The 25,945-nt window shown below is 57.3% G+C and carries 20 protein-coding genes and 3 pseudogenes; 14 read left to right on the top strand and 9 right to left on the bottom strand.

The genetic code is table 11. The features are described 5' to 3' along the window. Position 1: 1 nt before the first annotated feature. From J0663_RS30945 to rpoN, 13 genes and pseudogenes are all read left to right on the top strand, one after another. Complete coding sequence (locus tag J0663_RS30945; protein ID WP_207246293.1) at positions 2–1,786, top strand: GMC family oxidoreductase; 1,785 nt, start codon at positions 2–4, stop codon at positions 1,784–1,786. 3 nt (positions 1,787–1,789) lie between these two features. Continuing rightward, entirely contained in the window at positions 1,790–2,257 is a 468-nt protein-coding gene (locus J0663_RS30940; protein ID WP_207246292.1) for a c-type cytochrome, read from the top strand. Between the two features lie 135 nt (positions 2,258–2,392). Then, positions 2,393–2,536, top strand: a pseudogene (locus tag J0663_RS31885) (IS91 family transposase); the annotation flags it as partial. Between the two features lie 806 nt (positions 2,537–3,342). Then, positions 3,343–4,965, top strand: coding sequence for a cytochrome-c oxidase, cbb3-type subunit I (gene ccoN / locus J0663_RS30930; protein ID WP_207246290.1), 1,623 nt, complete (start codon positions 3,343–3,345; stop codon positions 4,963–4,965). 8 nt (positions 4,966–4,973) lie between these two features. After that, positions 4,974–5,708, top strand: a complete 735-nt coding sequence (gene ccoO / locus J0663_RS30925; protein WP_027681630.1) for a cytochrome-c oxidase, cbb3-type subunit II — start codon at positions 4,974–4,976, stop codon at positions 5,706–5,708. 8 nt (positions 5,709–5,716) lie between these two features. Beyond that, the gene (locus tag J0663_RS30920) at positions 5,717–5,869 is read left to right on the top strand and encodes a CcoQ/FixQ family Cbb3-type cytochrome c oxidase assembly chaperone (protein WP_003568501.1); all 153 of its coding nucleotides are present in this window, start codon (positions 5,717–5,719) and stop codon (positions 5,867–5,869) included. A gap of 1 nt (position 5,870) precedes the next feature. Continuing rightward, the gene (ccoP, locus tag J0663_RS30915) at positions 5,871–6,734 is read left to right on the top strand and encodes a cytochrome-c oxidase, cbb3-type subunit III (protein ID WP_207246289.1); all 864 of its coding nucleotides are present in this window, start codon (positions 5,871–5,873) and stop codon (positions 6,732–6,734) included. A 10-nt stretch (positions 6,735–6,744) separates the two neighbouring features. Beyond that, positions 6,745–6,930: a hypothetical protein gene (locus J0663_RS30910; protein ID WP_138396854.1), complete on the top strand. Its 186-nt coding sequence runs from the start codon at positions 6,745–6,747 to the stop codon at positions 6,928–6,930. A gap of 168 nt (positions 6,931–7,098) precedes the next feature. Continuing rightward, positions 7,099–8,667 carry a cytochrome c oxidase accessory protein CcoG gene (ccoG, locus tag J0663_RS30905; RefSeq protein ID WP_207246288.1) on the top strand — a complete coding sequence of 523 codons (1,569 nt, stop codon included), beginning with the start codon at positions 7,099–7,101 and terminating at the stop codon, positions 8,665–8,667. After that, positions 8,664–9,149 (top strand): FixH family protein, encoded by a 486-nt coding sequence (locus tag J0663_RS30900; protein ID WP_207246287.1) that lies wholly within the window; start codon positions 8,664–8,666, stop codon positions 9,147–9,149. Before ccoG ends, J0663_RS30900 begins: the two co-directional genes overlap by 4 nt. Continuing rightward, complete coding sequence (locus J0663_RS30895) at positions 9,146–11,431, top strand: cation-translocating P-type ATPase (RefSeq protein ID WP_207246286.1); 2,286 nt, start codon at positions 9,146–9,148, stop codon at positions 11,429–11,431. The genes J0663_RS30900 and J0663_RS30895 overlap by 4 nt, the downstream gene beginning before the upstream one ends. Beyond that, positions 11,428–11,586 (top strand): cbb3-type cytochrome oxidase assembly protein CcoS, encoded by a 159-nt coding sequence (gene ccoS, locus J0663_RS30890; RefSeq protein ID WP_028734514.1) that lies wholly within the window; start codon positions 11,428–11,430, stop codon positions 11,584–11,586. The genes J0663_RS30895 and ccoS overlap by 4 nt, the downstream gene beginning before the upstream one ends. A 277-nt stretch (positions 11,587–11,863) precedes the next feature. Continuing rightward, positions 11,864–13,432: an RNA polymerase factor sigma-54 gene (gene rpoN / locus J0663_RS30885; RefSeq protein ID WP_207246285.1), complete on the top strand. Its 1,569-nt coding sequence runs from the start codon at positions 11,864–11,866 to the stop codon at positions 13,430–13,432. Positions 13,433–13,628: 196 nt separating this feature from the next. Here rpoN and J0663_RS31880 read toward each other — a convergent pair. From J0663_RS31880 to J0663_RS30845, 9 genes and pseudogenes are all read right to left on the bottom strand, one after another. Then, positions 13,629–13,976 (bottom strand): annotated as a pseudogene (locus J0663_RS31880) (amino acid kinase family protein); the annotation flags it as partial. Continuing rightward, a complete protein-coding gene (locus tag J0663_RS30880) occupies positions 13,966–15,003 on the bottom strand; it encodes an aspartate-semialdehyde dehydrogenase (protein WP_207246284.1) in 1,038 nt (345 codons plus the stop codon). The gene J0663_RS30880 and the pseudogene J0663_RS31880, both read right to left, overlap by 11 nt. A 454-nt stretch (positions 15,004–15,457) precedes the next feature. After that, positions 15,458–15,781, bottom strand: coding sequence for a ferredoxin III, nif-specific (gene fdxB, locus J0663_RS30875; protein ID WP_207246283.1), 324 nt, complete (start codon positions 15,779–15,781; stop codon positions 15,458–15,460). Between the two features lie 344 nt (positions 15,782–16,125). Next, positions 16,126–17,445, bottom strand: a complete 1,320-nt coding sequence (gene nifN, locus J0663_RS30870; protein ID WP_207246282.1) for a nitrogenase iron-molybdenum cofactor biosynthesis protein NifN — start codon at positions 17,443–17,445, stop codon at positions 16,126–16,128. Positions 17,446–17,522: 77 nt separating this feature from the next. Then, positions 17,523–18,920 carry a nitrogenase iron-molybdenum cofactor biosynthesis protein NifE gene (gene nifE, locus J0663_RS30865; RefSeq protein WP_207246281.1) on the bottom strand — a complete coding sequence of 466 codons (1,398 nt, stop codon included), beginning with the start codon at positions 18,918–18,920 and terminating at the stop codon, positions 17,523–17,525. 53 nt (positions 18,921–18,973) lie between these two features. Then, positions 18,974–20,515 (bottom strand): nitrogenase molybdenum-iron protein subunit beta, encoded by a 1,542-nt coding sequence (gene nifK, locus J0663_RS30860; RefSeq protein ID WP_207246280.1) that lies wholly within the window; start codon positions 20,513–20,515, stop codon positions 18,974–18,976. A gap of 94 nt (positions 20,516–20,609) precedes the next feature. Then, positions 20,610–22,103 (bottom strand): nitrogenase molybdenum-iron protein alpha chain, encoded by a 1,494-nt coding sequence (gene nifD, locus J0663_RS30855; RefSeq protein ID WP_207246279.1) that lies wholly within the window; start codon positions 22,101–22,103, stop codon positions 20,610–20,612. 116 nt (positions 22,104–22,219) lie between these two features. Beyond that, positions 22,220–23,098 (bottom strand): nitrogenase iron protein, encoded by an 879-nt coding sequence (nifH, locus tag J0663_RS30850; RefSeq protein ID WP_028756151.1) that lies wholly within the window; start codon positions 23,096–23,098, stop codon positions 22,220–22,222. Between the two features lie 355 nt (positions 23,099–23,453). Next, positions 23,454–23,603 (bottom strand): annotated as a pseudogene (locus tag J0663_RS30845) (transposase); the annotation flags it as partial. A 949-nt stretch (positions 23,604–24,552) separates the two neighbouring features. Here J0663_RS30845 and J0663_RS31580 point away from each other — a divergent pair. Then, positions 24,553–25,920 carry an AAA family ATPase gene (locus tag J0663_RS31580; RefSeq protein WP_246590481.1) on the top strand — a complete coding sequence of 456 codons (1,368 nt, stop codon included), beginning with the start codon at positions 24,553–24,555 and terminating at the stop codon, positions 25,918–25,920. Positions 25,921–25,945: the final 25 nt, after the last annotated feature.

The raw sequence follows: 25,945 nt of genomic DNA, 5'->3' as shown, positions 1-25,945 counted from the left end.
TATGACCACCAGACGCACCAATCCCAAGGTTGACGCTGTCATCGTCGGGTTCGGCTGGGCAGGTTCGCTCATGGCCGCGGAACTTTCCCGCGCAAATATGAACGTCGTCGCGATTGACCGCGGTCCTTGGCGAGATACCTTTCCAGATACGCCGCTTACGGCTGATCCCGACGAGTTGCGCTGGAAAACGCGCAGGGAGCTGCTCGCACCGCCGCACGACACCACTCTCACCATGCGCAACACGTTGGACCAGACGGCCGTGCCACAGCGTGACTTCGGTATTTCGGAGCTCGGCGGAGGCGTCGGGGGCCAGGGGTTCCAATGGGCAGGAATGGCCTGGCGCTTCAATCCCTGGGACTTTCGGGTTCGTAGCGAAACGATCCAACGCTATGGCATGGCCCGCGCTGAAGACGGGGAATTGCAGTTGCAGGACTGGGGCATCACCTACGCTGAACTGGAACCCGACTATGATCGTTGGGAGCAAATTGCAGGCGTAGCCGGTCAGGCAGGCAACCTCAGGGGCAAGCTCACAAGCAGGGGCAATCCCTTCGAAGGGCCGCGGTCGCGGGAATACCCGACACCGAAGCTGAAAACGCTCCGCATGATGGAGATTTTCAACAAGGCGACATCGGAGATGGGTCTTCACCCTTTTACTATTCCCTGTGCGAATGTCTCGCAGGCTTATGTCAATCCGCTCGGTGTTACGATGGCGCCATGTACCTATTGCGGCTTTTGTTCGTCCTACGGGTGCGGCAACTATTCGAAGGCAAGTCCGCAGACGTGCGTCTTTCCAGCTCTGTTGAATAATAACCCCAACTTCAGGCTCATCACCAACGCATGTGTCACGCGCGTCAACAAAGCTGCTGACGGAAAATCTGTGACCGGCGTGACCTATATCGACCAGAACGGTAGCGAGGTTCTGCAGCCGGCCGATATCATTTGTCTAACGGCTTTCCAAATGGAAAACGTTCGACTGATGCTTCTGTCGGGCATAAGCAAGCCGTATGACCCGCTCACAAGCGAAGGCGTCGTCGGCCGCAATTTCAGCTTCCAGACCGTGTCGGGGGCAGATCTCTGGTTCGAGGAAGACCACATCAATCCATTCATCGGGGCCGGTGGCCTAGGCTCTCAAATCGACGACTACAACAGCGACAATTTCGACCACTCGTCACTCGATTTCATCGGTGGGGCGGGCATCCTGACTCTTTCGCGCGACGGCACACCGATTGCCAACGCCAACAAGCTGCCACCGGGCACGCCACGCTGGGGCTCGGGCTTCAAGAGAGCTTATTCGAACTACTACCAGAACTATGGAGTCCTGTTCAATCAAGGGACATCGATGCCGATCAAGCGTGGGTACCTTGATCTTGATCCCACCTACAAGGATCCCTTCGGCCTTCCGCTGTTACGTCTGACATACGACTATGCCCGAAATGACCGCGCCATGGCGACGTTCACCATGAATCGCGCGATACAAATCGGCAAGCGAATGGGCGCATCGCAGATCAGCGCCTTCAACTTCGCCGAGAAACCATTCACCACGGCGATCGGCGCGTCAAACCATACGATAGGTGGCGCCGTCATGGGGGCCGACCCGACCAGTTCGGCGGTAAATTCGCACCTTCAAAGCTGGGACTGCCACAACGTCTTCGTCGTCGGTGCATCGGCCTTTCCTAACAACGGTGGGTACAATCCGACGGGCACCGTGGGCGCGCTGGCGTTACGCGCGGCGCGCGCGATCTGCGGAAATTACGCTCGCAAACCGGGCGCATTGCAGAAGGGATGACCAATGGCGGAGTGGAAAAACATTGTTGGTGTGCTCGTCGTTGCGGCCTTCGGTGGCTCAGTCCACCAGGCGGACAATCTCTTCGTTTTAAGTCGATCGCTCGTCGTTGATTCCACCCGCGCTCCGATGCCCATTCCTTCCTGCGCAATGGCGCAGGCAGCACTTAGCTACGAGGTGAATTGTTCGACTTGCCACGGCGCTCGGGGCGAAGGCATCGAGTCAATGATCCCATCGCTTGCCGGGAACGATGTCCCTAAGGCTCAACACCTGATTGAAATGATCATTGCCGGCACAACCGGTGGGCAGAGGGGAGTTCACATGCCGCCGTTTGGGTGGAAAATGAGCAATGAAGAGATCGCGCGACTGGCAAATTACGTTCTCAGCAATTGGGGCGGTGCCGCCATTTGCCTCACAGCTGAAGATGTCGCTAACGCGCGAGAGGCACTCGCGGGGATGATAACGGTGGAATAGCAGGCCGTTGGGACGAAAAGACTGACGATCCGCTACGAAATCCGCAGGTCGCCGTAGAAGCCACTCGTTAGGACGATAGCTAGGACCGATCGACCTTCAGGATTGAACGAAGCCGCTATCGCGGCATTTGGCTGGACCGCTCGCCTCGGCGGGCAGGTCGAGCGGTGTCAGGACTGCGCGGCGTTCCGCAAGCGCCTTTCAGAACAAAAATGCCGTTTACACGATCTCTTTCGCGCCGTCGCCGAAACGCTGCGCAGGCTTGCTGCCGAACGCAGTCACGAGCCGTAGATGTGTCGAGAACCTGACGAAGATGATTAATGTGTCGACTTCTACCACCATTGGCCAGCCACTGCTGGACTGCTCCCATTTCGGCCAGACACCCAACATAAGCAGGAAGGGAAAGGCGTTGTCGCTCACGCGTAGCGACCTTTCTGACACGATCGAGCGACGCGCGGGGCTTTCGTTTCAGTCAGCTCGTCCTTCATCGATCCTACCCAGCGGGCCTGCACTCCGTCGACAAGTTTGCCGCTCGAAAATGTCCCAGCCGATGTTTGCAGAAAATTCGTTGCCCCTCTTTTTGACTTCTCACCTCAAATGGGCAGCGTCCCTTCATTCAGCGTGTCCGACCGTATCTCGGCAAGACCGTACTTTTCTTCCGTTGGCCAACGTTTTCCGGTGACTCCATAGCCAATCGGAAAACTCCGAAGCTCTCTCTTCAGTATTCCATATGTTAAATGGATTGCCCCAGTCGTTGGGTGCTCACACCTAAACCTGGCCCATAGCTCGTTCCTTCAATTGCAAGGAAATGATGAACCGTCAAAACCGGGGATTGAACACTCAAACGTAAATGAGCCTCCGAGTGGACTAGCTAGCTCAAGGGCAACAATGGATGACGCGACGTGAACTTGACGGTGGAATAGTCAGCGTGTGTCAACGGATTAAAAGCCTTTGCATTCATAGCCGCAGCGTCGTCCCGTCTTTCTGTCCTCTCGTTGATGTGGATCAAGGAGCAATTTGCGGCTTCGTGACAGTCCTAGCGAGAAAGACGGCCGCGACGCGGTCGTCGGCGCATTGAGGACGACATCATGAATTACACAAAGGAAACGATGGTGGTCGCGGCCGCGGCGTTTCTAGCGCTGCTAGGAGCCGCATTCGCGCATGATCATCTCTTTGCGGTCCATATGGGCATACTTTGCTTCTGCCTCGCCGTCGGGGCCGCTTTGCTGGTCAGGAACGTTGATTTTTCGCCGGCAGGCCAACAGCGCAAAGTCGATAAGTCCGGCTATTTCGACGAGGTGATACGGTATGGCTTGATCGCCACGGTATTTTGGGGCGTGGTTGGCTTCCTGGTTGGCGTGATCATCGCGCTGCAACTGGCCTTTCCTGACCTCAACATCGCCCCTTATCTCAATTTCGGAAGGCTGCGGCCCGTTCACACGTCGGCGGTCATCTTCGCCTTCGGCGGCAACGCGCTAATCATGACGTCGTTCTACGTGGTGCAACGCACCTGTCGCGCGCGTCTTTTCGGCGGCAACCTGGCTTGGTTCGTATTCTGGGGCTACCAGCTTTTTATCGTGCTGGCTGCGACCGGATATGTTCTCGGAATCTCCCAGGCCCGTGAATATGCCGAACCCGAGTGGTATGTCGATCTCTGGCTGACCGTCGTCTGGGTCGCCTATCTCGCCGTCTATCTCGGCACGATCCTGAAGCGCAAAGAGCCGCATATCTACGTGGCAAACTGGTTTTACCTCGCCTTCATCGTCACCATCGCCATGCTGCACGTGGTCAACAACCTTGCGGTTCCGGCCTCATTCCTTGGCTCCAAGAGCTATTCTGTCTTCTCGGGCGTTCAGGACGCGCTGACCCAATGGTGGTACGGCCACAACGCCGTGGGCTTCTTCCTCACCGCCGGCTTCCTAGGCATGATGTACTATTTCGTGCCGAAGCAGGCCAACCGACCTGTCTATTCATACCGCCTTTCGATCATCCACTTCTGGGCGCTGATCTTCATGTACATCTGGGCCGGTCCGCATCATCTGCATTACACGGCGCTGCCCGACTGGGCCCAGACGCTCGGCATGGTTTTCTCGATTATGCTCTGGATGCCCTCCTGGGGCGGCATGATCAACGGTCTCATGACCCTTTCGGGCGCCTGGGACAAAATTCGCACCGATCCGATCATCCGTATGATGATCGTCGCCATCGCCTTTTACGGGATGTCGACCTTCGAAGGCCCGATGATGTCGGTGAAAACCGTCAATTCGCTCAGCCACTATACCGAATGGACGATCGGTCACGTTCATTCCGGCGCTCTCGGCTGGGTGGGAATGATCACCTTCGGGGCGATCTACTACCTGACGCCGAAACTATGGGGACGCGAGCGTCTCTACAGCCTGCGGATGGTCAACTGGCACTTCTGGCTCGCAACCCTCGGGATCGTCGTCTACGCCGCCGTGCTTTGGGTTGCCGGCATCCAGCAGGGACTGATGTGGCGCGAGTACAATTCCCAAGGCTTTCTCGTCTATTCCTTCGCAGAGACGGTCGCGGCGATGTTCCCCTACTACGTGCTACGCGCCGTGGGCGGAACGCTTTACCTGGCGGGCGGTCTCGTCATGGCCTGGAACGTGTTCATGACGATCCGCGGCCATCTGCGCGACGAAGCTGCGATCCCAACCACTTTCGTGCCCCAAGCACAGCCTGCCGAATGAGGTGAGACATGGCATCGATACTTGATAAACATCAGATCCTCGAGAAGAACGCGACGCTTCTTCTCGTCGGCTCGCTGCTCGTCGTGAGCATCGGCGGGATCGTCGAAATCGCACCGCTTTTTTACCTGCAGAATACGATTGAAAAGGTGGAAGGCATGCGGCCCTACACGCCGCTCGAGCTGGCCGGCCGAAACATCTACATCCGCGAAGGCTGCTACCTCTGTCATAGCCAGATGATCAGGCCGTTCCGCGACGAGGTCGAACGTTACGGCCATTACTCGCTCGCGGCCGAGTCGATGTACGACCATCCTTTCCAGTGGGGATCCAAGCGAACCGGGCCGGATCTGGCCCGTGTCGGCGCACGCTACTCCAATGAATGGCATGTCCAGCATCTCGCCGATCCACGGGCAGTCGTGCCGGAGTCGATCATGCCGAGTTACGCCTTCCTCAAAGAGCAGAGGGTGACGGTCAAGGACGTGGGAATGGACCTGAAGGCCAACGAGGACGTGGGCGTGCCTTATGACGACGACATGCTGGCGAATGCGGAAGCCGACATGAAGGCTCAAGCCGATCCAAACGCAGATACGACGGCCCTGCTTGCCCGCTATCCGAAGGCGAAGACCGGCGATTTCGACGGCGATCCTGCTGCGCTGACCGAAATGGATGCCTTGGTGTCCTACCTGCAGATGCTCGGAACGTTGGTCGATTTCTCGACCTACGACGATGCAACCGGCTACCGATGAGGTGATCCATGGAAACCTACACAGCAATGAGACACTTCGCCGACAGCTGGGGCCTTTTGGCAATGGCGGCATTCTTCGTCGGCGCGGTCGTGTTCACCCTTCGCCCAGGCAGCAAGCAGACGGCGAAAGAGGCCGCCGATATTCCCTTGAAGGATGATTGAGATGTCGGAAAAACACATCGATGAATTTAGCGGCGTCGAAACGACCGGACATGAATGGGACGGCATCCGCGAACTCAACAATCCGATGCCCCGCTGGTGGGTGTGGACCTTCTACGCCACCATTGTCTGGGCGTTGGGCTATGCGATCGCATATCCCGCGATCCCGATGATTACCGACGCCACGAAGGGTATGCTGGGCTTTTCCAGCCGCGCCGAGCTGCGGCAGAACCTGGATCAGGCCAAAGCATCGCAGACGGCGCTTCATGATCTGATCGCCGCCAAGACGGTGGACGAGATCGATTCCGATTCTGCCCTTCGCGAATTCGCGATCGCCGGCGGCGCATCTGCATTCAAGGTGAACTGCGCGCCATGCCATGGCTCGGGAGCAAGCGGCGGCCCGGGATTTCCGAACCTCAACGACGACGATTGGCTGTGGGGCGGAGACCTGGATGCCATCCAGGCGACGATCGCGCATGGGATTCGCTTCGACGGGGACACGGACACTCATGCTTCCGAGATGCCGCCCTTTACCGATGTTCTGGATCCCCTCCAGACAAGACAGGTCGCGGCTTACGTCTGGGGACTGACCAATACACCGTCGGACCCCGGTCTCGCAGAGGCCGGAAAACAGGTCTTCGTCGATAACTGTGCCGCATGTCACGGCGACGACGCCAAAGGAAAGGCCGACATGGGCGCGCCGGATCTCGCCGATGCGATCTGGCTGAAGGCACGCGGCGAGGATGCGATCATGCGCCAGGTAGCCGCTCCCAAACACGGCGTCATGCCTGCTTGGGCAGGGCGTCTCGGCGACACGACGGTCAAGGAACTGACGATCTTCGTCCATTCGCTCGGCGGCGGAACCTAAGGAGGATGCCATGTCAGATCATGACCACAATCCAATCCTCGGCCTCTACGGCACGCCGCGCGCCGACATCCGATCGCGTATATCGGAACGCGCTGGGACGATGCCCCCATTATACGATCAGGACGATCCGGCAAAGATCGGCAGTTCGATCGTCAGTTTGACCCGCCTCAAAAACCACCAGCAGACAAGCCGTTAACCGTAATTTTGTCGAGGACGTCCCAGCTGTGGTTGTTCCCCGCAGCTCAGGGCCACGCCTCTCCGGAGGCGTGGCGTTTCGCTTCGCGGGAAGGCCCTCGCTCTTGATCTGCATCAAGGACGGTTGCGCGGCAGATGGGACAACGGCAGGTGAAATCGGATAGGTCCTATGAACCTCTACACTGCATCAGATCCCGAAAACATCAAAAGGCTCAGTGTCAAGCCGGTCAATGCCCGTCGCAATCGACAGCCTCTCTACGCACCTCGAAAGAAGGTTTTTCCCAGGCGTACAGAGGGACGTTTCCGTCGGTTCAAGTGGATCGTGATGCTGATCACCCTCGGCATCTACTATCTCGCGCCATGGATTCGCTGGGATCGCGGTCCTTACGCGCCTGACCAGGCAATCCTCATCGACCTGTCTTCACGGCGCTTTTTCTTTTTCTTCATCGAAATCTGGCCCCAGGAATTTTATTATGTGGCGGGTCTGCTCGTCATGGCGGGGTTCGGCCTGTTTCTCGTCACTTCCGCGGTTGGCCGCGCATGGTGCGGTTACGCTTGTCCGCAGACCGTCTGGGTTGATCTTTTTCTCGTCGTCGAACGTGCGATCGAAGGCGATCGACACGCGCGAATGAAGCTTGATGCTGGTCCCATGAGCTTTGCCAAGCTGAGGAAGCGTGTGGTCAAACATTCGATCTGGCTGCTGATCGGCGTCGTCACGGGCGGAGCGTGGATCTCTTATTTTTCCGACGCGCCGAGCCTGCTTGTTTCACTATTCACCGGCCGCGCGCCTGCAGCCGCCTACACCACCGTCGCCATCCTTGCTGCAACGACCTATGTGCTCGGCGGTCTGATGCGAGAGCAGGTGTGCACCTACATGTGCCCGTGGCCACGTATCCAGGGTGCGATGCTCGACGAAAATTCTCTCGTCGTCACCTACAATGACTGGCGGGGCGAGCAGCGGTCACGTTACCCGAAGAAAGCTCGAGCCAGGGGCCTGCTGGTCGGGGATTGCGTGGATTGCAATGCCTGCGTGGCGGTGTGTCCGATGGGAATCGATATTCGCGACGGACAGCAGATGGAGTGCATCACATGCGCGCTCTGCATCGACGCCTGCGACGGTCTCATGGAAAAGCGGCGGAAGCCTCGCGGCCTGATCGCCTACGCCACGCTGAGCGAATACTCGAGCAATATGTCGCTCGCCACGGACGAAGGACGAACGGCCGTCCAGCCGTCCAGGGTTCGAAATCAGGATGGGACCTTCGTTCCAGCGATCCGACGCTTCAACTGGCGTATCATCTTTCGTCCGAGAACCGTGTTTTACGCAGTCGCCTGGGCGTCGGTCGGCATGGCCATGCTGGTCCATCTCGCCTTTCGGGAGCGCCTTGAACTCAACGTCGTTCACGACCGAAACCCCCAATATGTTCTGGAAAGCGACGGCTCTCTGCGGAATGGCTACACGCTTCGTGTCCTGAACATGGTGCCGACGCCGAGGGATGTGAACATAAGCCTGGTCGGGCTGGAGGGGGCGACGATGCGCATTCCCGAGTTCGGCAAGGAGGACGCTCGCAGCTTTACAGTCCATGCCGAACCCGACGCGGCCACGACGCTGAAGGCCTTCGTTACGCGCAAACCTACCGGAGCCGCGACCAATGAATTTCTGTTCGTTATCGAAGATACCGATCATGCCGATCGGGCAACCTACCGCGCGGCGTTCAATGCACCGGGAGACATCAAATGAAGACCTCCACTCAAGGTTTTACAGGCCTGCACATGCTGCTTTCGACCTCGGCATTCTTTTGTGTGGTGATCGCGGTGAACGTCACCATGGCCTTCTATGCCTCTTCCAGCTGGAGCGGGCTGGTCGTGGAAAACACTTATGTCGCCAGTCAGGAGTTCAACCGCAAAGCGGCGGCGATGAAGGCAATGGCCACTTCCGGCATCGAGGGCACCCTTTCCATAAAGGGGCACGAGATCCGCTACGACATTCACGACAAGAGCGGATCGCCTGCGATCGTCGACGACGTCGTTCTGAATTTCAAACGGCCCGTCGGAGACCACGAGGACTTCCACCTTACGCTCAGGAAGACAGCCGCGGGGCGGTTCGAAGCGGAGCATGGCCTAGCCGAAGGTGACTGGATCGTCGAGGCCATCTCGCGAAACGGCGGCGTGGTCGTCATGCATGAGGCAAAACGCCTCGATACTGCGGAGTTAGGCCAATGACCTGCTGTACCATGGACGCAGAAAGCGTGCTTGCCCTCAGCACGACATCATCCAGTGCCGAAGAGGTCCGCCTTGCCAGCCAGCCGCTCGGCGAGGGATTGCGTCAGCTGGACCTGAGTGTTCCCGACGTTCACTGCGGCGGCTGCATTTCGACCATCGAAAGGGCGTTGTTGACGCTTCCCTTCGTCAAGACGGCGCGCGTCAATCTCACGGCTCGAAGGGTGACCTGCGTTTACCAGGAGGAGATCGAGACGCGTGCAACCGATCCGTCCAAGATCCTCGCAGCGATCAACTCGGCCGGATATCGCGCGCATCTGTTTACCCCCTCGGCGCCCGAGAACGACAAGACTAGAAATCAGCTTCTTCTCGCGATCGGCGTCTCCGGTTTTGCGACCGCCAACATCATGTTGCTCTCGGTATCGGTCTGGTCGGGCGCAGACGCCGCGACGCGCGACATGTTTCATTGGATCTCGGCGATGATAGCAGCGCCCGCGCTGGTTTATGCGGGGCGCTTCTTCTTCAAATCGGCCTGGAATGCGCTCCGGCACGGGCGCACCAACATGGACGTTCCGATCTCGCTCGCCGTGACGATCTCCTATGCCGTTTCATTATGGGAAACCGTCCATCACGGCGAGCATGCATGGTTCGATGCTTCGGTTTCGCTGCTCTTCTTCCTGCTGATCGGCAGAACCCTCGACCATGTCATGCGGGAAAAGGCTCGGGCGGCGATCAACGGACTCGCAAGGCTGGCGCCGCGCGGGGCCTTGCTGATCAATCCGGACGGGTCCCGACGTTACATTGCGGTAGAAGAGATCGCGGTGGGAGATGAAATTTCGATAGCGGCAGGCGAAAGGGTTCCCGTCGATAGCGTAGTGGTCAGCGGAGAAAGCGACGTGGATCTCTCCATCGTCACCGGCGAAAGCAGCCCCGTCGCCGTTGCCAGCAACAGCGAAGTGAGTTCCGGGGCAATGAATCTGACCGGCTCGCTGGTGTTGCGGGCAACGAGAATTGCCAAGAATTCGCTTCTCTCCGAGATCATCGGCCTGATGGAAGCCGCTGAGGGCGGAAGGGCTCGCTATCGCAGAATCGCCGATCGCGCTGCCGCACTCTACTCCCCGGTCGTGCATCTGCTGGCGTTGGTCTCTTTTCTTGCCTGGGGCATCCTGGGCGGAGACTGGAAACAGGCCATGCTGGTCGCCGTAACGGTGCTGATCATCACCTGCCCATGTGCGTTGGGTCTTGCCGTGCCCGTGGTCCAGGTCGTCGCTGCGGGGGAGCTTTTCCGGAAGGGCATCATGGTGAAGGACGGTTCAGCACTTGAAAGACTGGCCGAGGCCGACACCGTGGCCTTTGACAAAACAGGCACCTTGACGATGGGCAGTCCGCGGCTTGTCGGAGTGGACACAATGGACGAGAGCGCCACTGCAATCGCCCGCGGATTGGCCGAGCATTCACGGCATCCTCTTTCTCAGGCCCTGGTGCGGGATACCGAAACCGCCCCCATATCCTTCGACAGCGTCACGGAAATCCCCGGTGGCGGACTGAAGGCCAGGAACGGAGCGGATATCTATCGATTGGGCAACACAGCGTTTGCCGGCGGAACCAGCTTCGTACCCCGGACTGCCGATAGTCCGTACTCGGAAGTGGTCTTGTCGAAGAATGGCGTCGATCTTGCCCGCTTCTTCTTCGACGACACGCTTCGTCCGGGTGCGTACGAGGCCACCGATCGGCTCGGTGCAGCCGGTCTTGAAACGCTGATCGTGTCCGGCGACAGGCAGACTGTCGTCGACAATACGGCGCATGCTCTGGGTATCGACAGGGCTTTTGGCTCTCTGACGCCGAAACAGAAGGTCGAGGAATGCCAGAGGCTGAATGGCCAAGGTCGTCGCGTGCTGATGGTTGGCGACGGTATCAACGACGCCCCGGCACTTGCTGCGGCGCATGTCTCGATGGCGCCGGCCACGGCCTCCGATATCGGCAGACAGGCCGCCGACCTCGTTTTTTTCAATGAGCGCCTTGACGCTGTTCCGGAAGCGATCGCCGTTGCGCGAAGATCCGCCAGCCTCATCCGGCAGAACTTCGCTCTCGCCATCGGTTACAACGTTCTGGCGGTGCCGATCGCCATCGCCGGATTGGCGACACCGCTCATAGCGGCGGTGGCAATGTCGACATCGTCGATCATCGTCGTGACGAACGCCTTGCGCCTGAACGCGTTCGGCAAGCGTCGGGATATGAAAATTCGAGGGGGGATCGGCAGGAGTGCGGAGGTCAAAGCCGCATGAACATGTTGATCTATCTCATACCGATCGCGCTGCTGATGGGAGGAATGGGACTCCTGGCATTCCTTTGGTCGCTGAAGAGCGGCCAGTATGACGACCTTCAAGGCGCCGCCTGGCGAATCCTCGCCGAGGACGAAACCGATGAACGAAAACCCTAAACCTCACATTGTCGTCGTTTGTCGGCTCTGCGACAAATGCCCTTTCCCAACCAAGTTCACTGCTCGCCATAAATAAATGAAACTTAGGCATATTCTTTTTTCGGAATCCAGTCGATGGTTTTGGCACACTTCTTGAAAGCTATCACGCGCCGGGGCGCCCAAGTTGCCCCAAGTGGTTCATGATGCCAAGCAGGTGCCAATTCCACGTGAAGGCACCGATCTCCGTGCCCTGCGGTCATGTTCAGGCATGGTCCCAAGAATTAAGTGGAACTTTATCATGAAACTGTCCGCCAATCTCCTCCTGCGCCAGACCCAGTCCCTGGTGATGACACCGCAACTGATGCAATCCATCCAGTTGCTGCAGATGACGCATTTCGAACTCAACCAGTTCATCGCCCTGGAAGTGGAGAAGAACCCGCTGCTCGAATTTCCGTCGAATGACGGTGAGGCGGGCGGCGAACGCGGCGATGCCGAAGATGGAGAATATGCTCATCAGCCGGAGGATGCCGGCTCGGACGACGGCTACGACAACCGCAGCGAGGCGCTCTCCAGCGACTGGTATGACAATGGCGGCAGCGCCAGCACCAGTCGGCTGAACGACGAACTCGACGCCAATTACACCAATGTCTTTCCTGATGACGGTGCCCCCCCGCAGCGCCTCGATGCGCCGGAACTCGTCAGCCAGTGGAAGTCGATGCCGGGCAGCGGCGAGGGCGCCGACTACGATCTCGACGATTTCGTCGCCGGCCAGGTGTCGCTGCGCGATCATCTCGTCCAGCAGATCCCCTTCGTCCTGCCTGACATGGCCGACCGGCTGATCGCGCAGAATTTCGTCGACCAGCTCGACGACTGCGGTTATCTGCAGGCCGATATCGTCGAGGCGGGCGAGAGGCTGGGCACGAGCCTCGCACAGGCCGAGCGCGTGCTTGCCACCCTGCAGAGCCTTGATCCGCCAGGTGTTTTCGCCCGCAGCCTCGCCGAATGCCTGGCGATCCAGCTCAGGCAGAAGGACCGGTACGACCCGGCCATGCAGGCTCTGGTCGAAAACCTCGAACTGCTGGCCCGGCGTGATTTTGCCACGCTGAAGCGGCTTTGCGGCGTCGACGAGGAGGATCTTCTCGACATGCTCGGCGAGATCCGTCAGCTCAATCCGAAGCCCGGCAGTGGCTTCGAAGCGGGTGTTTCCGAAGCGATCACGCCGGATGTAGTCGTCAGATCCGCCTCGGATGGCGGCTGGCTGGTCGAGCTCAATCCGGATACGCTGCCGCGCGTGCTGGTCAACCAGTCCTATTTTTCCCGGGTGACAAAGACCAAGGATGCAGAGGTTCAGGCCTTCCTCTCCGATTGCCTGCAGAGCGCCAACTGGCTGACCCGCAGCCTCGATCAGCGGGCAAACACCATCATGAAGGTGGCAAGCGAAATCGTCCGCCAGCAGGACGCCTTCCTGCTGCACGGCGTCGACTATCTGCGCCCGCTGAACCTGAAGACGGTCGCCGAGGCGATCAAGATGCATGAATCCACCGTCAGCCGCGTCACCTCGAACAAATATATGCTGACGCCGCGCGGCCTCTTTGAACTCAAATATTTCTTCACCGTCTCGATCAGCGCCGTCGCCGGCGGCGACAGCCATTCGGCCGAGGCCGTGCGTCACAAGATCCGTGCGCTGATCCTGCAGGAGAGCCCGGAGGCGGTGCTTTCCGACGACGATATCGTCGACATGCTGAAGAAGGGCGGCGTCGATCTCGCCCGCCGCACCGTTGCGAAATATAGAGAGGCAATGAACATCGCCTCTTCGGTCCAGCGACGCCGCGAGAAGCGGGCGCTCGCCAAGGTCGTTGCCTTCTGACGCTGTCATGCTTCGACCTGAACCGAAAAATCCTGCCTTAAGCGGCGCGACTCTATGAAAGCTAGCCCTGGGTGAGTTTGGATCACGCCTGCGGTGCTTGCGCTGGCCAAGTCTGCCATTTTTATTGTGGGCGCGCGGGCATGTTTTGTGTCGAAATGTGCCTGGCACCACATCCGCCGGCACCGCGCTTAGCGCATTTTACTGACGCTCGGCCGAAGTCTGAATTAGTGGGTATCCCTAGGACATAGCCGTTCAACGACGTTACGGGAGTCCCAAGGCAGCTGACTGCAGCATCCATCAGGCGCGCTTAGCATCTCGCCGGTGGCAAGCGCCGCATCAAGATTCGATGGTGATGCTTCCCTGTTGACGCCAAGCATGGTTGCTTTCAGCTCGTCGGTCATTCCAGACATTGCGCTAACCACAGCAATAATCTTATTTCCGCTTACAGACCGCAGCTCACCTAAATTCCGAGCAACTCAAGCGTATTACAAGGACCTCGAAAATTCGAGCCCCAAAATTGACAGTGGTCGTTTTCATGTTTCACCGATCAAGTTATTAGCGATCGCAAGCTGTGTGATGAGGAGTGCGTTGAGTGCGGCCCCAACCTGAAGGTTGTCGGCTACCACCCACATCCACAGCCCGCGCGGATTCTCGGGATTAACTCGGACCCGTCCGACGTGAACATCTGCAGGATCTCCCAGAAAGCGCGGCGTTGGATATCCGTGGCGAATTTCATCAGCATAAAGTCGAACACCTGGTTCATTTGCCAGGAGCTCACGGACCTGTTCTAGTCGAACATGATCGTCGAACTCGACGTATACCGCCTCGGAATGACCCGTCTTTACCGGCACTCTAACGCAGGTGGCAGTTAACTGCAGATGAGGCATACCGAAGATCTTCCGTGATTCTTGAACCAGCTTGCGTTCCTCAAGAGCCACGCCTTCGCGGGAAATCTCTCCGATCTGCGGTATGACATTGAACGCGAGAGGGACAGGAAACCTCTCCGCAGGGGGGCCGGCGCTCCCCTCAAGCACGGCTTCGGCACCGTTTAGTAGCTCCTTACACCCGAGCAGACCCATTCCAGACGCTGCCTGATAGGTAGTCAAAATGATCTGGTGAATGTCGAACGTCGCTATCAGCGGTTTCAGTGCCCGAACCAGCTGTATCGTGGAGCAATCTGGGTTTGCTACTATTCCAGGCGATGGGCGAACAGTAAGTGAACGGGCGTTAACTTGTGGTACGATGAGAGGTACGTCAGGGTCCATTCGAAAGGAGTTCGAGGTGTCAATCACCAAGGTGCCTTGGGATGCGAACGGAGCCCCCCATTTGGCGCTTACGTCACCGCCTGCGCAGAAGAATGCGATATCGGCTTTTGTATCGGCGATATCGCCGATGTCGCGGAGTGCCTCAACTACATATGTTTGGTCTCGAAACTTGAATTGGCGCGCACCTGAACTACAGGAGAACACCCGCAGTCGATTGATCGCAATCTCGCTTTTTTCCAATAACTTGATCAGGGCCGTTCCAACCGCCCCGGTTGCTCCAACGACAGAAATATCTAATGCTCTCATGAGTATCCTCATTTAGAAGCTCACGGTTGGATCTTGCTTTCAAATTACGAAGCTCGCTTCCGCCACCCAAGGATGTAACCGGAAGGCTGTCGACCTCGTCGGCGGGTTTACATGCTCCGAGGTCGAGCACATCGAGTCCGGACGGGTTGGGCATGACGTTGGTTTCACTCGCAACAGTCGCTTCGGCGACGCAAAGAATAATGGTAGAGAGGTAAGTCGCGGCTTGATTCACAGTTCAATGTCCCCTCTCTTCGGATCGTTGGACTTTCGACCTGGTGTTTCCAGTGATGATCGTCTCCGAATGGCAGATTGGATGCCCAGAAAGAGCTTCGCGTCGCATGGCTGGATTTGCTTTCACGCAAAGCTGCCATGCCGCCTTCTCCACGCCTTCGAACCGATGCGATTGTCTCGCGCTGTGAATAGCGCCGGCGGCTTCTACCGCTCCGAACGGAATTCAAGATTCGTGCACCGCACGATCATCAACGGCGATATGAGTCTGGCAATTCTTGGGACAGACGCGTGCGCACGCTCCGCAGCCGATACAGCGGCCGGGATAGTCAATGACCATGATCACGCGACTGAGCTCACCATTAAAGTCGTCCTCGCCATCGCAGACACCGAGCATTTCACCTGCTTCATCGATGCCGTAGGGATGCATGACCTCACGTGAGCAGACCTTGAAACAGCGACCGCAGCCGATGCACATCGCAGGGTTGATCGAATTCAGATATTCCGGAATCCATAGGGACCCGTCGCGAGTCGCGGATGAGCTTGTCATAGATTCCTCCAATTTAGCGAGTTCTGCCGATGACAAATGTGACCGCCGAGGGCGCGCCGATTGCGGGACAAAATGCGAGCGGGCAGCTGTCTAACGCCGCTATCTTTGCCCGGTGCAGTCCTCCTTCGATACGGTGTCTTCCGATCTCGTCGGAGATATCTCGAACCTAGCGGCTTCCACGAAGGTCCACGGCGTCGCGCGTCGCGTCATAGATGGCCAATCATTTGGCCGATCGATTCGCAAAGCGCCCAACTGCCATTTCGTCCGCGTTGATGAAGTCCGCCATTGAAGAGCGAGAGGCGACGAACTGATCTCATTTTTGCGATTCCCGCCTGTCGGTTGAGTCAAGTGGGCCAGGGGTTCGGAGGGTGGTTAGCCTGAATGATGTTCGCGAAGTCGAAGATCACGTCGCGGGTTCCCCGGTATAATATTGTAAGCTTGTGCTGGCTGCCGAAGCGGTCGAACATGGGGAAACCCACCCGCATCAGCGGAACGCCGAGACGTCTGGCAGCTTCACGGCCGTGCGAGTGAGTGACGATAAGATCGGCCGTTGCGGCGAGACTTTCCAGATCACTGAGATCGCCGACTTTGACGGTCTTCGCCGGTACCATCTCGAGCGCCTTCGAAGTGCCGGTCGTGGTGACCGCGGCCGCAATTTCCGCACCCATGGCAGTAAAAAAATCGGAGAACTGGAAGAGTTGATCCGGCTCGGAGGCAATTGCGATCTTCTTGCCTGCCATATGGAAATGTCCGTCGAGCATGGCATCCTGCAACTGCATTCGGTTACGGCGGACATTGAGCGGTGTCTGTTTGCATGACACAGCGGCAAGCAGGCGAATAAAGCGATCGACGTTCTCTAGGCCCGTCAGCGATCTAAACAGCACGTACGGCACGCCGGTCAGTCTCTGCAGCGCTTCAGCCGGTCGCCGCATGTGCTCACCGATTGCGATACACTGCATCGTCGCACCGAGATCGCGGATCTCCTCCAATTTCGTGCCGCCATACGTTGTCGGCATCCAATCTTCGGGGATGGAGCCGTCGAGCGCTCCGGATACGTCGGGCAGAATAACCGGGTCGAGCCCGAAGCTTACGGCCGTCTCGCGCAGATGTTCTATGTCGGCAACTGTCAAGTTCCAGCCAGGCAAGATCGCGATCTTCCTCGGATTGCGATACTGCTTGTCAGGTCGCGCTAGTGCCTCGATCACGGCGGTAACAGCTTTGGACCAACCTTCCTCTATCGCGCCGTCAAAGTCCGGCGTGTTGGCGAGTACCACTTCGGTGCCCACAAGTTCTATCGCCCGCTTGCGTTTGATGTTTTCGACGTCACCGGCGACATCCTCGTCGCGGGCCTCTACCGATGCGGTCGTGCATATCCCGATCAGTCGTGGCCTTGTGCGGGCTTTGAGGCTGAGAATTGCCTCTTCGAGACGATCCGCGCCGCCGACGATTATCGCGGCTTCGTTCATCGCCGTCGTTTGAAGCGGGATCGCTTCATTGAAATGCCTCACGAGCAGTGCGAGCGCGAAGCTCGTACATCCCTGGCTGCCATGGAGCAGAGGTATTGCGCCGTCGACGCCCAGAAAGGCGAAGGCAGCACCGAGCGGCTGAGACGACTTCAGGGGGTTGACCGCCGCCGACTTCGTTTGAGATACGACGCGTGCCATAGTACGACCTCAACATTTTTTGCGAGTGATCTCGCGGTTTTGGTTCGACGCGCTTACGCTTCTCTTTTCGCTCGTTTTTAAACGACCAAGGCCTGCTCCCATGGCGCCGGCTCGCGCACCTGCGGCCACATCGGATTGTGGATTGCCAGGTCAATTTGTCGAGCAAGTTGCACCATTCCCTCATAGCCAGCGTAAGCATGATGACGCTCCTGGTTAATGTCGAGCCAGGGCAGTTTTGCCTTTAGCGCTATATACTGGGTGCGTCCGCCCGACAGCATGATGTCAGCCTTTCTCTCGAGCAGAAGCGAGAAAAGCTCGCGCGGCGACATCGACTCGAACACGAGGTTCTCCTCCTTCAGGGTCTGTTTCACTCGCTCCCTATCTTCGAGCGTCGATTTCTTGACTGATGTGCCGACGATCTCCATGCCGATCTCCATCAAGGCATGGACGACCGACCAGGATTTCACGCCGCCTGTATTTAGAAGCACGCGCTTGCCCTCAAGGCGAGGTCGGTAGGCTTCCAGCCTCTTCCACACCTTTTCCTCTTCTTCCGCTACAAGGATTTCTGTGCGATGCAAAAGCGAGGGGTCAGCACCCTTCTTTACAAGCAGATCGGCGATCCGCCGGAGTGCCTCCGAGGTGCCGGAGATGCCATAGAAGGAGCCCTCGAAAAATGGAATGTCCCAGCGTTCCTGCATCTTACGTGCCAACGCAACGAACGCTGTCGAACACACCGTCATCGCTGCGCGCGAGCGGTGGGCGGAGGCGACTTGCAGATATCGCGCGTCTCCGGGAATACAGGCGCGGACGCGGACGCCGAGCTTATCCAAGAGCGGCTTCACCTGCCAGAACTCACCCGAGAGGTTAAATTCGCCGAGTATGTTGATGTCGCAAAGGCCTGGTTCATCGGGCTCCACGGTACCTATGACATGCTTGAGCAGTGCCTCGCCCGCTAGCTTGTTGCCGAGGTTTTTAGACCCGACAAAGCCTGGCGCATTGACCGGCACCACCGGTAAGGCAAATTCGTCCGTCGCTCGCTTGCAAACAACGTCGATGTCGTCACCGATCATCGCCGTAACGCAGGTTGAATAGACGAAGATTGCTGCGGGCGCATACCCATCCTTGATTTCCCGGATCGCTTTAAAGAGCTTCCGTTCACTGTGTCCCATTACGATGTCGATTTCCGTAAGATCAGTCGTGAAGCTCGTGCGCCAAAGTGTTGGGCCTGACGAGGCAGCGCCACGGTTGTCCCAGGAATTTCCCTCGCAGGCGAGCGGCGCGTGAATAAGATGTGCGACATCCGTGATCGGCTGCAGTGCGACCTTGGCGCCGTCGAAAGCGCAACCGCCGACGGCCGTTCCCGGGGCCATTGGCCTCGCGCAATTCCTTAGGCGCGCCTTAGGACCCTTGCTGCCGCTCTTTTCACTCGCTAGCTCGTGGAAGGCATCTTTGTTTTTGGCGTTGAGCGAGGACATTCGTCTGCCTTCATATCTGGTTGAGAGATAGGCCGCCTGGCCGGCCGCCGCTTTTAGCGAGTGAGGTCATACGAATAATCTGTCACACCGGCGTGCATTGTTTCGCGATCGAGGTTGTCGAAGATCTTGTCGAGGATCGCCGTTAAAAGACGCAGTCCGCCTTGGTAGCCCATGAGGGGGAATCGATGATGATGGTGCCGGTCGAAAATTGGAAACATCAGCCGAACCAGTGGGGTACCGGTGTCCCGTTCGAGATACTTCCCATAAGAATTTCCGATCAGGAGATCCACCGGCTCGGTGAACAGTAGCGAGCGCAGTGCCCAGAGATCTTTGCCTGGCCAAACCTGTGCATTCTTCCCGAAGGGCGAGGATGCGAGGAGTTCCTTCATCTCGTCCTCCCAAGCTGAGGTGCCATTTGTGGCGAGGCAGTGGGTTGGCTCGCCGCCGGTCTCCATGATGAAGCGCGCCATCGCATAAACGAAATCTGGATCGCCGTAGATCGCGTATTTTTTTCCATACAGCCAAGCTTGGCTGTCCGCCATCGCATCGATGAGTCGGCCGCGCTCCAGACGGATCGCCTCGGGAATTTCTCTGCCGGAAATCTCCGATATCACCATCAGCAGTTCGTCGGTAGCTTCGACGCCGAGAGGGTAGTGGAAGGAGGTCGCCGCTTGTCCAACGTCTCTGCAGTAATCTAACGTCTTGCGAGTGTTGTAATATTGCAGGGACAATGTCCACTCCGCGTTCAACGCCGCCTTCACGTCATTGATGCTGGTCCCGCCGTCATACATCCGAAAATTGCCGTCGGAAGGCGTATCGAACTGATCTGATGCGTCCTGGATGAACATGTAATTCACTTGCATCAAGTCGAGCAGGCGTTTTAATTCGCGATTGTTCCCAACGCAGAAGCCATCAAATCCAGGAATGATGTTGATGGTAGCGGTGGCTTCAGTTCGCGCGGTGCCCTTCCAGAAATTCTCCAGCACACCTTTTACCATGCTGTCATAGCCATCGACATGGCTGCCGACAAAGGCAGGCGTGTGGGCGAAGGGGACATCGAAATCGCGCGGGACCGAACCTTCACTTTTGGCGTTTTCGATAAAGCCATGTAGGTCATCTCCGATGACCTCGGCCATACATGTGGTCGACACCGCGATCATCTTCGGGTTATAGAGCTTGTACGTGTTGGCGAGACCGTCGACCATATTCTTCAGGCCACCAAATACAGCGGCGTCTTCTGTCATCGATGACGAGACCACCGATGACGGTTCCTTGAAATGGCGTGATAGGTGCGATCTGTAGTAGGCAACGCAACCTTGGCTGCCATGAACGAACGACATCGTTCGCTCGAATCCCGCCGCTGCGAAGACCGCGCCGAGTGGCTGGCAGGCTTTGGCTGGATTAACGACAAGGGCTTGGCGGGCCAGGTTTTTCTCGCGATATTTCCAGCTCTTCGTGAATTCGCGTTGGTCTGACACGACCTGATCCGGGTGTGGGCATTCGAAGTTCAGCTTTTTCTCGGCCAACATTTGCCTATATTCCGGCTCGCAGAACAAAGGCGCATGGTCGAGAGCTTTCTCAGCTGATTGCGGCATAGGGTCACCTCTTTCGGTTGGCTGCGACATGGAGGCGGGACAGAGACTTTCGGCGCGAGGCCTCCCGCGTTTTTCTTCGAGAAATGCTAGGTGCTCATGCTACTGCCACCGCCGAAGCGCGGTCGTTCCAGGGCGCATCGTAAAGACCCCAAACCGGATTGTTGATGGCCATATCCATGTCTCGGGCGAAGATCGAGAAGCCGTCATAACCGTGATACGGACCAGAATAATCCCAGGAGTGCATCTGACGGAACGGAATGCCCATTTTCTGCACCGGGTATTTTTCCTTGATGCCGGACCCGACCAGATCAGGCCGAATTCGCTCGATGAATTTCTCTAGTTCGTAGCTAGTCACGTCGTCGTAGATCAACGTGCCTTCTTTTACGTAGTGGCCGGTGCGCTGATAGTCGTCGCCATGACCGAATTCGTAGCCGGTTCCTACGATTTCCATTCCGAGGTCCTCATAGGCGGTGATGACGTGACGAGGACGCAATCCGCCGATGTAGAGCATCACCCGTTTGCCAGAAAGACGCGGCCAATATTTGTCGACCACAGCCGAAACGAAGGGTCGGTATTTGGCGATGACTTTTTCCGTTCTATCTTCGATCTCCGGCCCGAAATGCTTGGCTATGTTGCGCAGCGAGGCTTCGATCTGGAATGGGCCAAAGAAATTATACTCCATCCATGGAATGCCATATTTTTCCTCCATGTGTCTGGAGATGTAATTCATCGACCGATAGCAGTGAATGAGGTTGAGCGTAGCTCTCGGGGCGCGCTCCACTTCGGCGAGTGTTGCATCTCCCGACCAGTTGCCGACCACGCGCAATCCGATCTCTTCGAGCAGGATGCGCGACGCCCATGCATCGCCGCCAATGTTATAGTCGCCTATGACATTTACGTCGTAAGGACCCGGCTCGAATTTTAAGTCTTTCTTGTCGAAGACCCAATCTCGAATTGCGTCGTTGGCGATGTGGTGGCCAAGTGATTGTGAGACACCACGGAAGCCTTCGCAGCGCACCGGCACGACGGTCGTCGTGTGTTCTTTGGCCTTTTTTCGCGCTACGGCCTCAATGTCATCGCCAATCAGACCGATCGGACATTCGGACTGCAGGCTGATGCCATTGCTTAGCGGGAAAAGTTCAGCAATCTCGTCAATGACCTTTTCCAGTTTCTTGTCACCGCCGAAAACGATGTCCTTCTCCTGGAAATCGGAGGTAAATTGCATGGTCACGAAAGTGTCGATACCTGTCAGACCGACGTAATAGTTGCGACGTTGCGACCAGGAATATTGACCACAGCCCACAGGCCCGTGTGAAATGTGAACCATATCCTTGATCGGTCCCCAGACAACGCCCTTTGAACCGGCATAGGCGCATCCGCGGATCGTCATCACGCCAGGAACAGACTTGATGTTCGACTTTACCTCGCATTCGCTAATCGTGTTTGGGTCCTCGCCGGCGTCCTTTTCGCTCGTTGCCACGCTAAGGTGTTTACTGCGGCGCTTCGCTGCTTTGCCCGGATATTGCGACAGCACGTCTGCTATAAGCTTCGCGTGGAAGTCACTGTCATTGTCGTATTTGAGGCTCATTGACCCTACCCCTTAGAAAATCCGGATGAAGCCTCATTGGCGAAACCTCCTTCACGGGATGGCGGGCGCTTTGCGTGTCGCTGCGCGCCCGTGTCAGTGTGATCACTGGGCAGCTATCACTTCGCATCCCTGGCTTGAAGTTCGGCAAGCATCTGCTCATCGGTTTTCATGATGCCGAAATCGAGAAGCATGTCCTCAAGTTCTTCCATGGTGATGGGGGTCGGGATGGTGCCTTTGCCAGAATTGTCATGTATTCTTTGGGCAAGTGTCCGGTACTCGGCCGCTTGCTGAGAGTCCGGCGCATATTGGATTACCGTCATCTTTCTAAGCTCGGCATGTTGGACAATGTTGTCGCGTGGCACGAAATGGATGAGCTTAGAATTGAGTTTGGCAGCCAGCGCTTCGGCGAGGTCGATTTCGCGGTCGGTCTGACGCTCGTTGCAAATGAGCCCACCCAGGCGGACGCTGCCGCCTGCAGCATATTTTAGAATGCCCCTCGCGATATTGTTGGCGGCATAGAGGGCCATCATTTCGCCGGACATGACGATGTAGATTTCCTGAGCTTTGTTTTCACGGATCGGCATCGCGAAGCCGCCGCACACAACGTCACCGAGCACGTCATAAGACACGTAGTCGACATCGTTGTAGGCGCCGTTCTCTTCGAGGAAGTTGATCGACGTGATAACGCCGCGTCCCGCGCAGCCGACGCCCGGCTCCGGGCCGCCAGACTCCACGCATTTGATACCTTTATAGCCGACCTTGAGCACGTCTTCGAGTTCAAGATCTTCAACCGAACCTCTCGTTGCTGCGAGATCAAGAACCGTATCCTGAGCCTTCGAGTTCAAGATCAGGCGCGTAGAATCAGCCTTAGGATCACAGCCGACGATGAGGATCTTCTGCCCATGGTCCACAAGGGCGGCTAACGTGTTTTGGGACGTAGTGGACTTGCCAATTCCGCCCTTTCCATAGAATGCGATCTGACGCAGAGCTGCCATGCTTGGCGTTCCTTCATGTGTTCGAAGCAATGCGGTTATCCCGCAACGCGGATGCGGAGGCCGTTCCGCTGCCTCGCAATAGCTCTCAAGATTCGTGCCAGGCAGGCCGATTGAGCTGACCAACAATAATTCGCTGCTATTTCAGCTACCTGGACGGAAAATACGCGATTGGGCGAGGAAGAATGCTTGTCGCGAAGCCGACAAAAGTGACGACGATGTCGTGAATTGGATGTCGAGAATTTCGGTTAATCGGGCCATCTGGAACTGCGACTTACGACCCATGCAGGAAGAAATTAAGCGGAGATCGCATTGTCCTCAATTTTGGTAGAGGGGGAGTCCGATCGCCGATGTCTGTCGGCGGCAACATGCCGGCATACTTCTTCCTCCAATTGAAGTAGGTCGCCTGACTGATGCCGCTTTGCGGCAGATCGCAGCAACAGACACCTTCATCACCTTGCTTCAGAATGAACGCCTTCTGCGCGTCCGAAAATTGCGATGCCTTCATCGTTGTTCCTTTCCACCGGAAAACTCTAGCTAAAACTGGTCCAGGTTGAGGGGCCAGATCAGGCGGACGAAAGGCCTGCTCCGATGGAGCCGGTAAGTTTGTTGGCGCGGCAAGTGCTTGTTGGCTGTTGAGAGTTGACTAGCCCAGGCAACTGGTTTAGTGCGTGACGGAATAACAACGCTATAAAGACAGTAAACCGTCACGAGGCAATTTATGCAGCATACGACCAGGTTCCAATTTCCAGACGACAGGACCTCGCGCTCGTTCTCCTTGGGCGAGGTTGCCGAGATTCTCGGCGTGTCGGGCAGTTATCTGCGGCTATTGTCAAACGATGGGCTGGGGCCAACACCGGATCTAGGGATCCCAGCAAGACGCTCCTATACGGTTCGACAGATCAACGAACTCCGTGCTTATCACGCTTCGGCCCGTCTGAAAGAGGCTTTGAAGTTTTGCCCGCAGAGGCGCGAGGGTGAATCGAACGCGATACGGGAAGCGTGGCTCAAAAACCGATCGTTGTATGAGCTGTCAGGGGGAGCGGTAGGCCGATCGGCGTACGAGCAAGCGATCGAATCGCTGACTTCCACCAATGCGGAGGTAATGGACATCGTATCCAAGGTTTGGGGCCGTCCCCCGATCTATATGTCACAGGCTTCGTGCTCCAGGACTGCAGGTAAGGCGAACTCCCAATCCAGGGGACTTAGCAAATGAGCCCACGCACGCAGCGCATACGCTTCATGTTGTACGGACCGGCCGAGCTCTTCAAGGCGGCCAACGCCATGGCGGCGGCTAGAAGCAGACACTTTACGAGCTTGCACTCTGGGGCTGTTGCCCTATGGCGAGCTCCGAAGACCCATATCTGCCGAATAGCGTTTGGAGAGAAACCTGATGCGAATGCTGCTTTTAGAGACCCAGGCCTTCCACCCCACTCCACTTTCAAAGGAACATCGTCTTGAGTGAATCCGATAGCTTTGTGTGGCAGCAACTTCGTCGCCATTTCAAGACCAATGATTTGGCAGTTCTCGTGAGCTCACGTCGGCAGTTTACCGCACATCTCCTGCCAGATCTTCAAACCATTATCGAGGACCTAGTCGCACCTTGGTCCCCTGAGCTCTTGGGGTTCCAACAAAAGTTCGAGATTTTCCCGATGAAGCTGTCAGACTTGACCATTTGTGAGGGAGAACACGTCGTGCGGCTGACGCCCGTGCAGAGTCAGGACATCGACATTGGCGAAGATGAGCCATATGCTTCGCTTAACAACGGTCTCTGGCTAATAACGATCGACGACGACATGCCTGCAGCAGTCATGCTGTCGAAGTTCCTTACTCAGTATGGTACAAAGGTCCAGGTCGAAATAGCTCATCTGCCCAATGAGGTGGGTCATGTCTTCGCCAAGGGCTTTCTGCGCACAATCCAGGCGCAGGGCAAGAGCTCCCGATATTATCGCAACAAGGCTGTCTCTTTCGAGTTCAATGACTTCGGGGGCACTCACGAAACAATGAGGGTGCACAAGCTTCCTGCGGTGAGCCGGAACGACGTCGTGCTTTCCAAGGCGACTATGACCCAGCTCGATACGCACATCTTCGATTTTGTTAAATACCGGGACGAGTTGAAGCGCCTCGGCCAATCGGGACGCAAGGGTATTCTGCTCCACGGACATCCTGGCACCGGCAAGACCCATGTCGTCCACTATATCGCTGCCAACCTGCCCGAGCACAGCACAATTCTGGTCACGGCTGAGCAGATGCTGAATATGGAGGAATACTTCGCGTTGGCTCGTGTCCTGCAGCCATGCATCATGGTGTTTGAGGATGCGGATCTAGTCGCCCGTTCGCGCGAAGATATTTCGAGCCAAAAGGCAGAAACCCGCCTGAACCGCTTGTTGAACGAGATGGACGGTCTCGGCACAGACGCGGACATCCTCATCCTCCTGACCACGAATCGGCTGAACTCCCTCGAGGGGGCACTCGCCTCGCGTTCGGGCCGTGTAGATGCGGCGCTTGAGATTCCTCACCCTGATGACGATTGCCGCGAGCGGCTGTTCAAGCAATATGGTCATGCCCTGAACTTTCAGGCGGGAGCTTTGGCCGAGGCCGTCGTCCGTTCAAAGGGCGGCAGCGCGGCTTATGTCAAGGAGATGGTGCGCCGTCTCGTTCAGCGAAGCGTTGCGCGAGGCGGCAGCCTCGTTATCTCACGCGAGGATGTGGAGGTGGTCTTCGCCGACGCTGAAGCAGTGCTCAACCTCCTCAAGAGGGATGAGGAAATCGTAAGAAGACACATCGTAGAGCAAGGCGATGAAGACGATTGCGGTTCCTGCTGACACTTGCAATACGTCCAGCGCGTCA

Origin of the sequence: Rhizobium lentis (genome assembly GCF_017352135.1) — a bacterium.
Lineage (GTDB): Bacteria > Pseudomonadota > Alphaproteobacteria > Rhizobiales > Rhizobiaceae > Rhizobium > Rhizobium lentis.
This window is presented reverse-complemented; position numbering and strand designations above follow the sequence as displayed.

What these genes read in the sequence shown, in the direction of transcription:
- J0663_RS30945 (WP_207246293.1), top strand. Translation starts at nt 2, where the DNA reads ATGACCACCAGACGCACCAATCCCAAGGTTGACGCTGTCATCGTCGGG.
- J0663_RS30940 (WP_207246292.1), top strand. Translation starts at nt 1,790, where the DNA reads ATGGCGGAGTGGAAAAACATTGTTGGTGTGCTCGTCGTTGCGGCCTTC.
- ccoN (WP_207246290.1), top strand. Translation starts at nt 3,343, where the DNA reads ATGAATTACACAAAGGAAACGATGGTGGTCGCGGCCGCGGCGTTTCTA.
- ccoO (WP_027681630.1), top strand. Translation starts at nt 4,974, where the DNA reads ATGGCATCGATACTTGATAAACATCAGATCCTCGAGAAGAACGCGACG.
- J0663_RS30920 (WP_003568501.1), top strand. Translation starts at nt 5,717, where the DNA reads ATGGAAACCTACACAGCAATGAGACACTTCGCCGACAGCTGGGGCCTT.
- ccoP (WP_207246289.1), top strand. Translation starts at nt 5,871, where the DNA reads ATGTCGGAAAAACACATCGATGAATTTAGCGGCGTCGAAACGACCGGA.
- J0663_RS30910 (WP_138396854.1), top strand. Translation starts at nt 6,745, where the DNA reads ATGTCAGATCATGACCACAATCCAATCCTCGGCCTCTACGGCACGCCG.
- ccoG (WP_207246288.1), top strand. Translation starts at nt 7,099, where the DNA reads ATGAACCTCTACACTGCATCAGATCCCGAAAACATCAAAAGGCTCAGT.
- J0663_RS30900 (WP_207246287.1), top strand. Translation starts at nt 8,664, where the DNA reads ATGAAGACCTCCACTCAAGGTTTTACAGGCCTGCACATGCTGCTTTCG.
- J0663_RS30895 (WP_207246286.1), top strand. Translation starts at nt 9,146, where the DNA reads ATGACCTGCTGTACCATGGACGCAGAAAGCGTGCTTGCCCTCAGCACG.
- ccoS (WP_028734514.1), top strand. Translation starts at nt 11,428, where the DNA reads ATGAACATGTTGATCTATCTCATACCGATCGCGCTGCTGATGGGAGGA.
- rpoN (WP_207246285.1), top strand. Translation starts at nt 11,864, where the DNA reads ATGAAACTGTCCGCCAATCTCCTCCTGCGCCAGACCCAGTCCCTGGTG.
- J0663_RS30880 (WP_207246284.1), bottom strand. Translation starts at nt 15,003, where the DNA reads ATGAGAGCATTAGATATTTCTGTCGTTGGAGCAACCGGGGCGGTTGGA.
- fdxB (WP_207246283.1), bottom strand. Translation starts at nt 15,781, where the DNA reads ATGACAAGCTCATCCGCGACTCGCGACGGGTCCCTATGGATTCCGGAA.
- nifN (WP_207246282.1), bottom strand. Translation starts at nt 17,445, where the DNA reads ATGGCACGCGTCGTATCTCAAACGAAGTCGGCGGCGGTCAACCCCCTG.
- nifE (WP_207246281.1), bottom strand. Translation starts at nt 18,920, where the DNA reads ATGTCCTCGCTCAACGCCAAAAACAAAGATGCCTTCCACGAGCTAGCG.
- nifK (WP_207246280.1), bottom strand. Translation starts at nt 20,515, where the DNA reads ATGCCGCAATCAGCTGAGAAAGCTCTCGACCATGCGCCTTTGTTCTGC.
- nifD (WP_207246279.1), bottom strand. Translation starts at nt 22,103, where the DNA reads ATGAGCCTCAAATACGACAATGACAGTGACTTCCACGCGAAGCTTATA.
- nifH (WP_028756151.1), bottom strand. Translation starts at nt 23,098, where the DNA reads ATGGCAGCTCTGCGTCAGATCGCATTCTATGGAAAGGGCGGAATTGGC.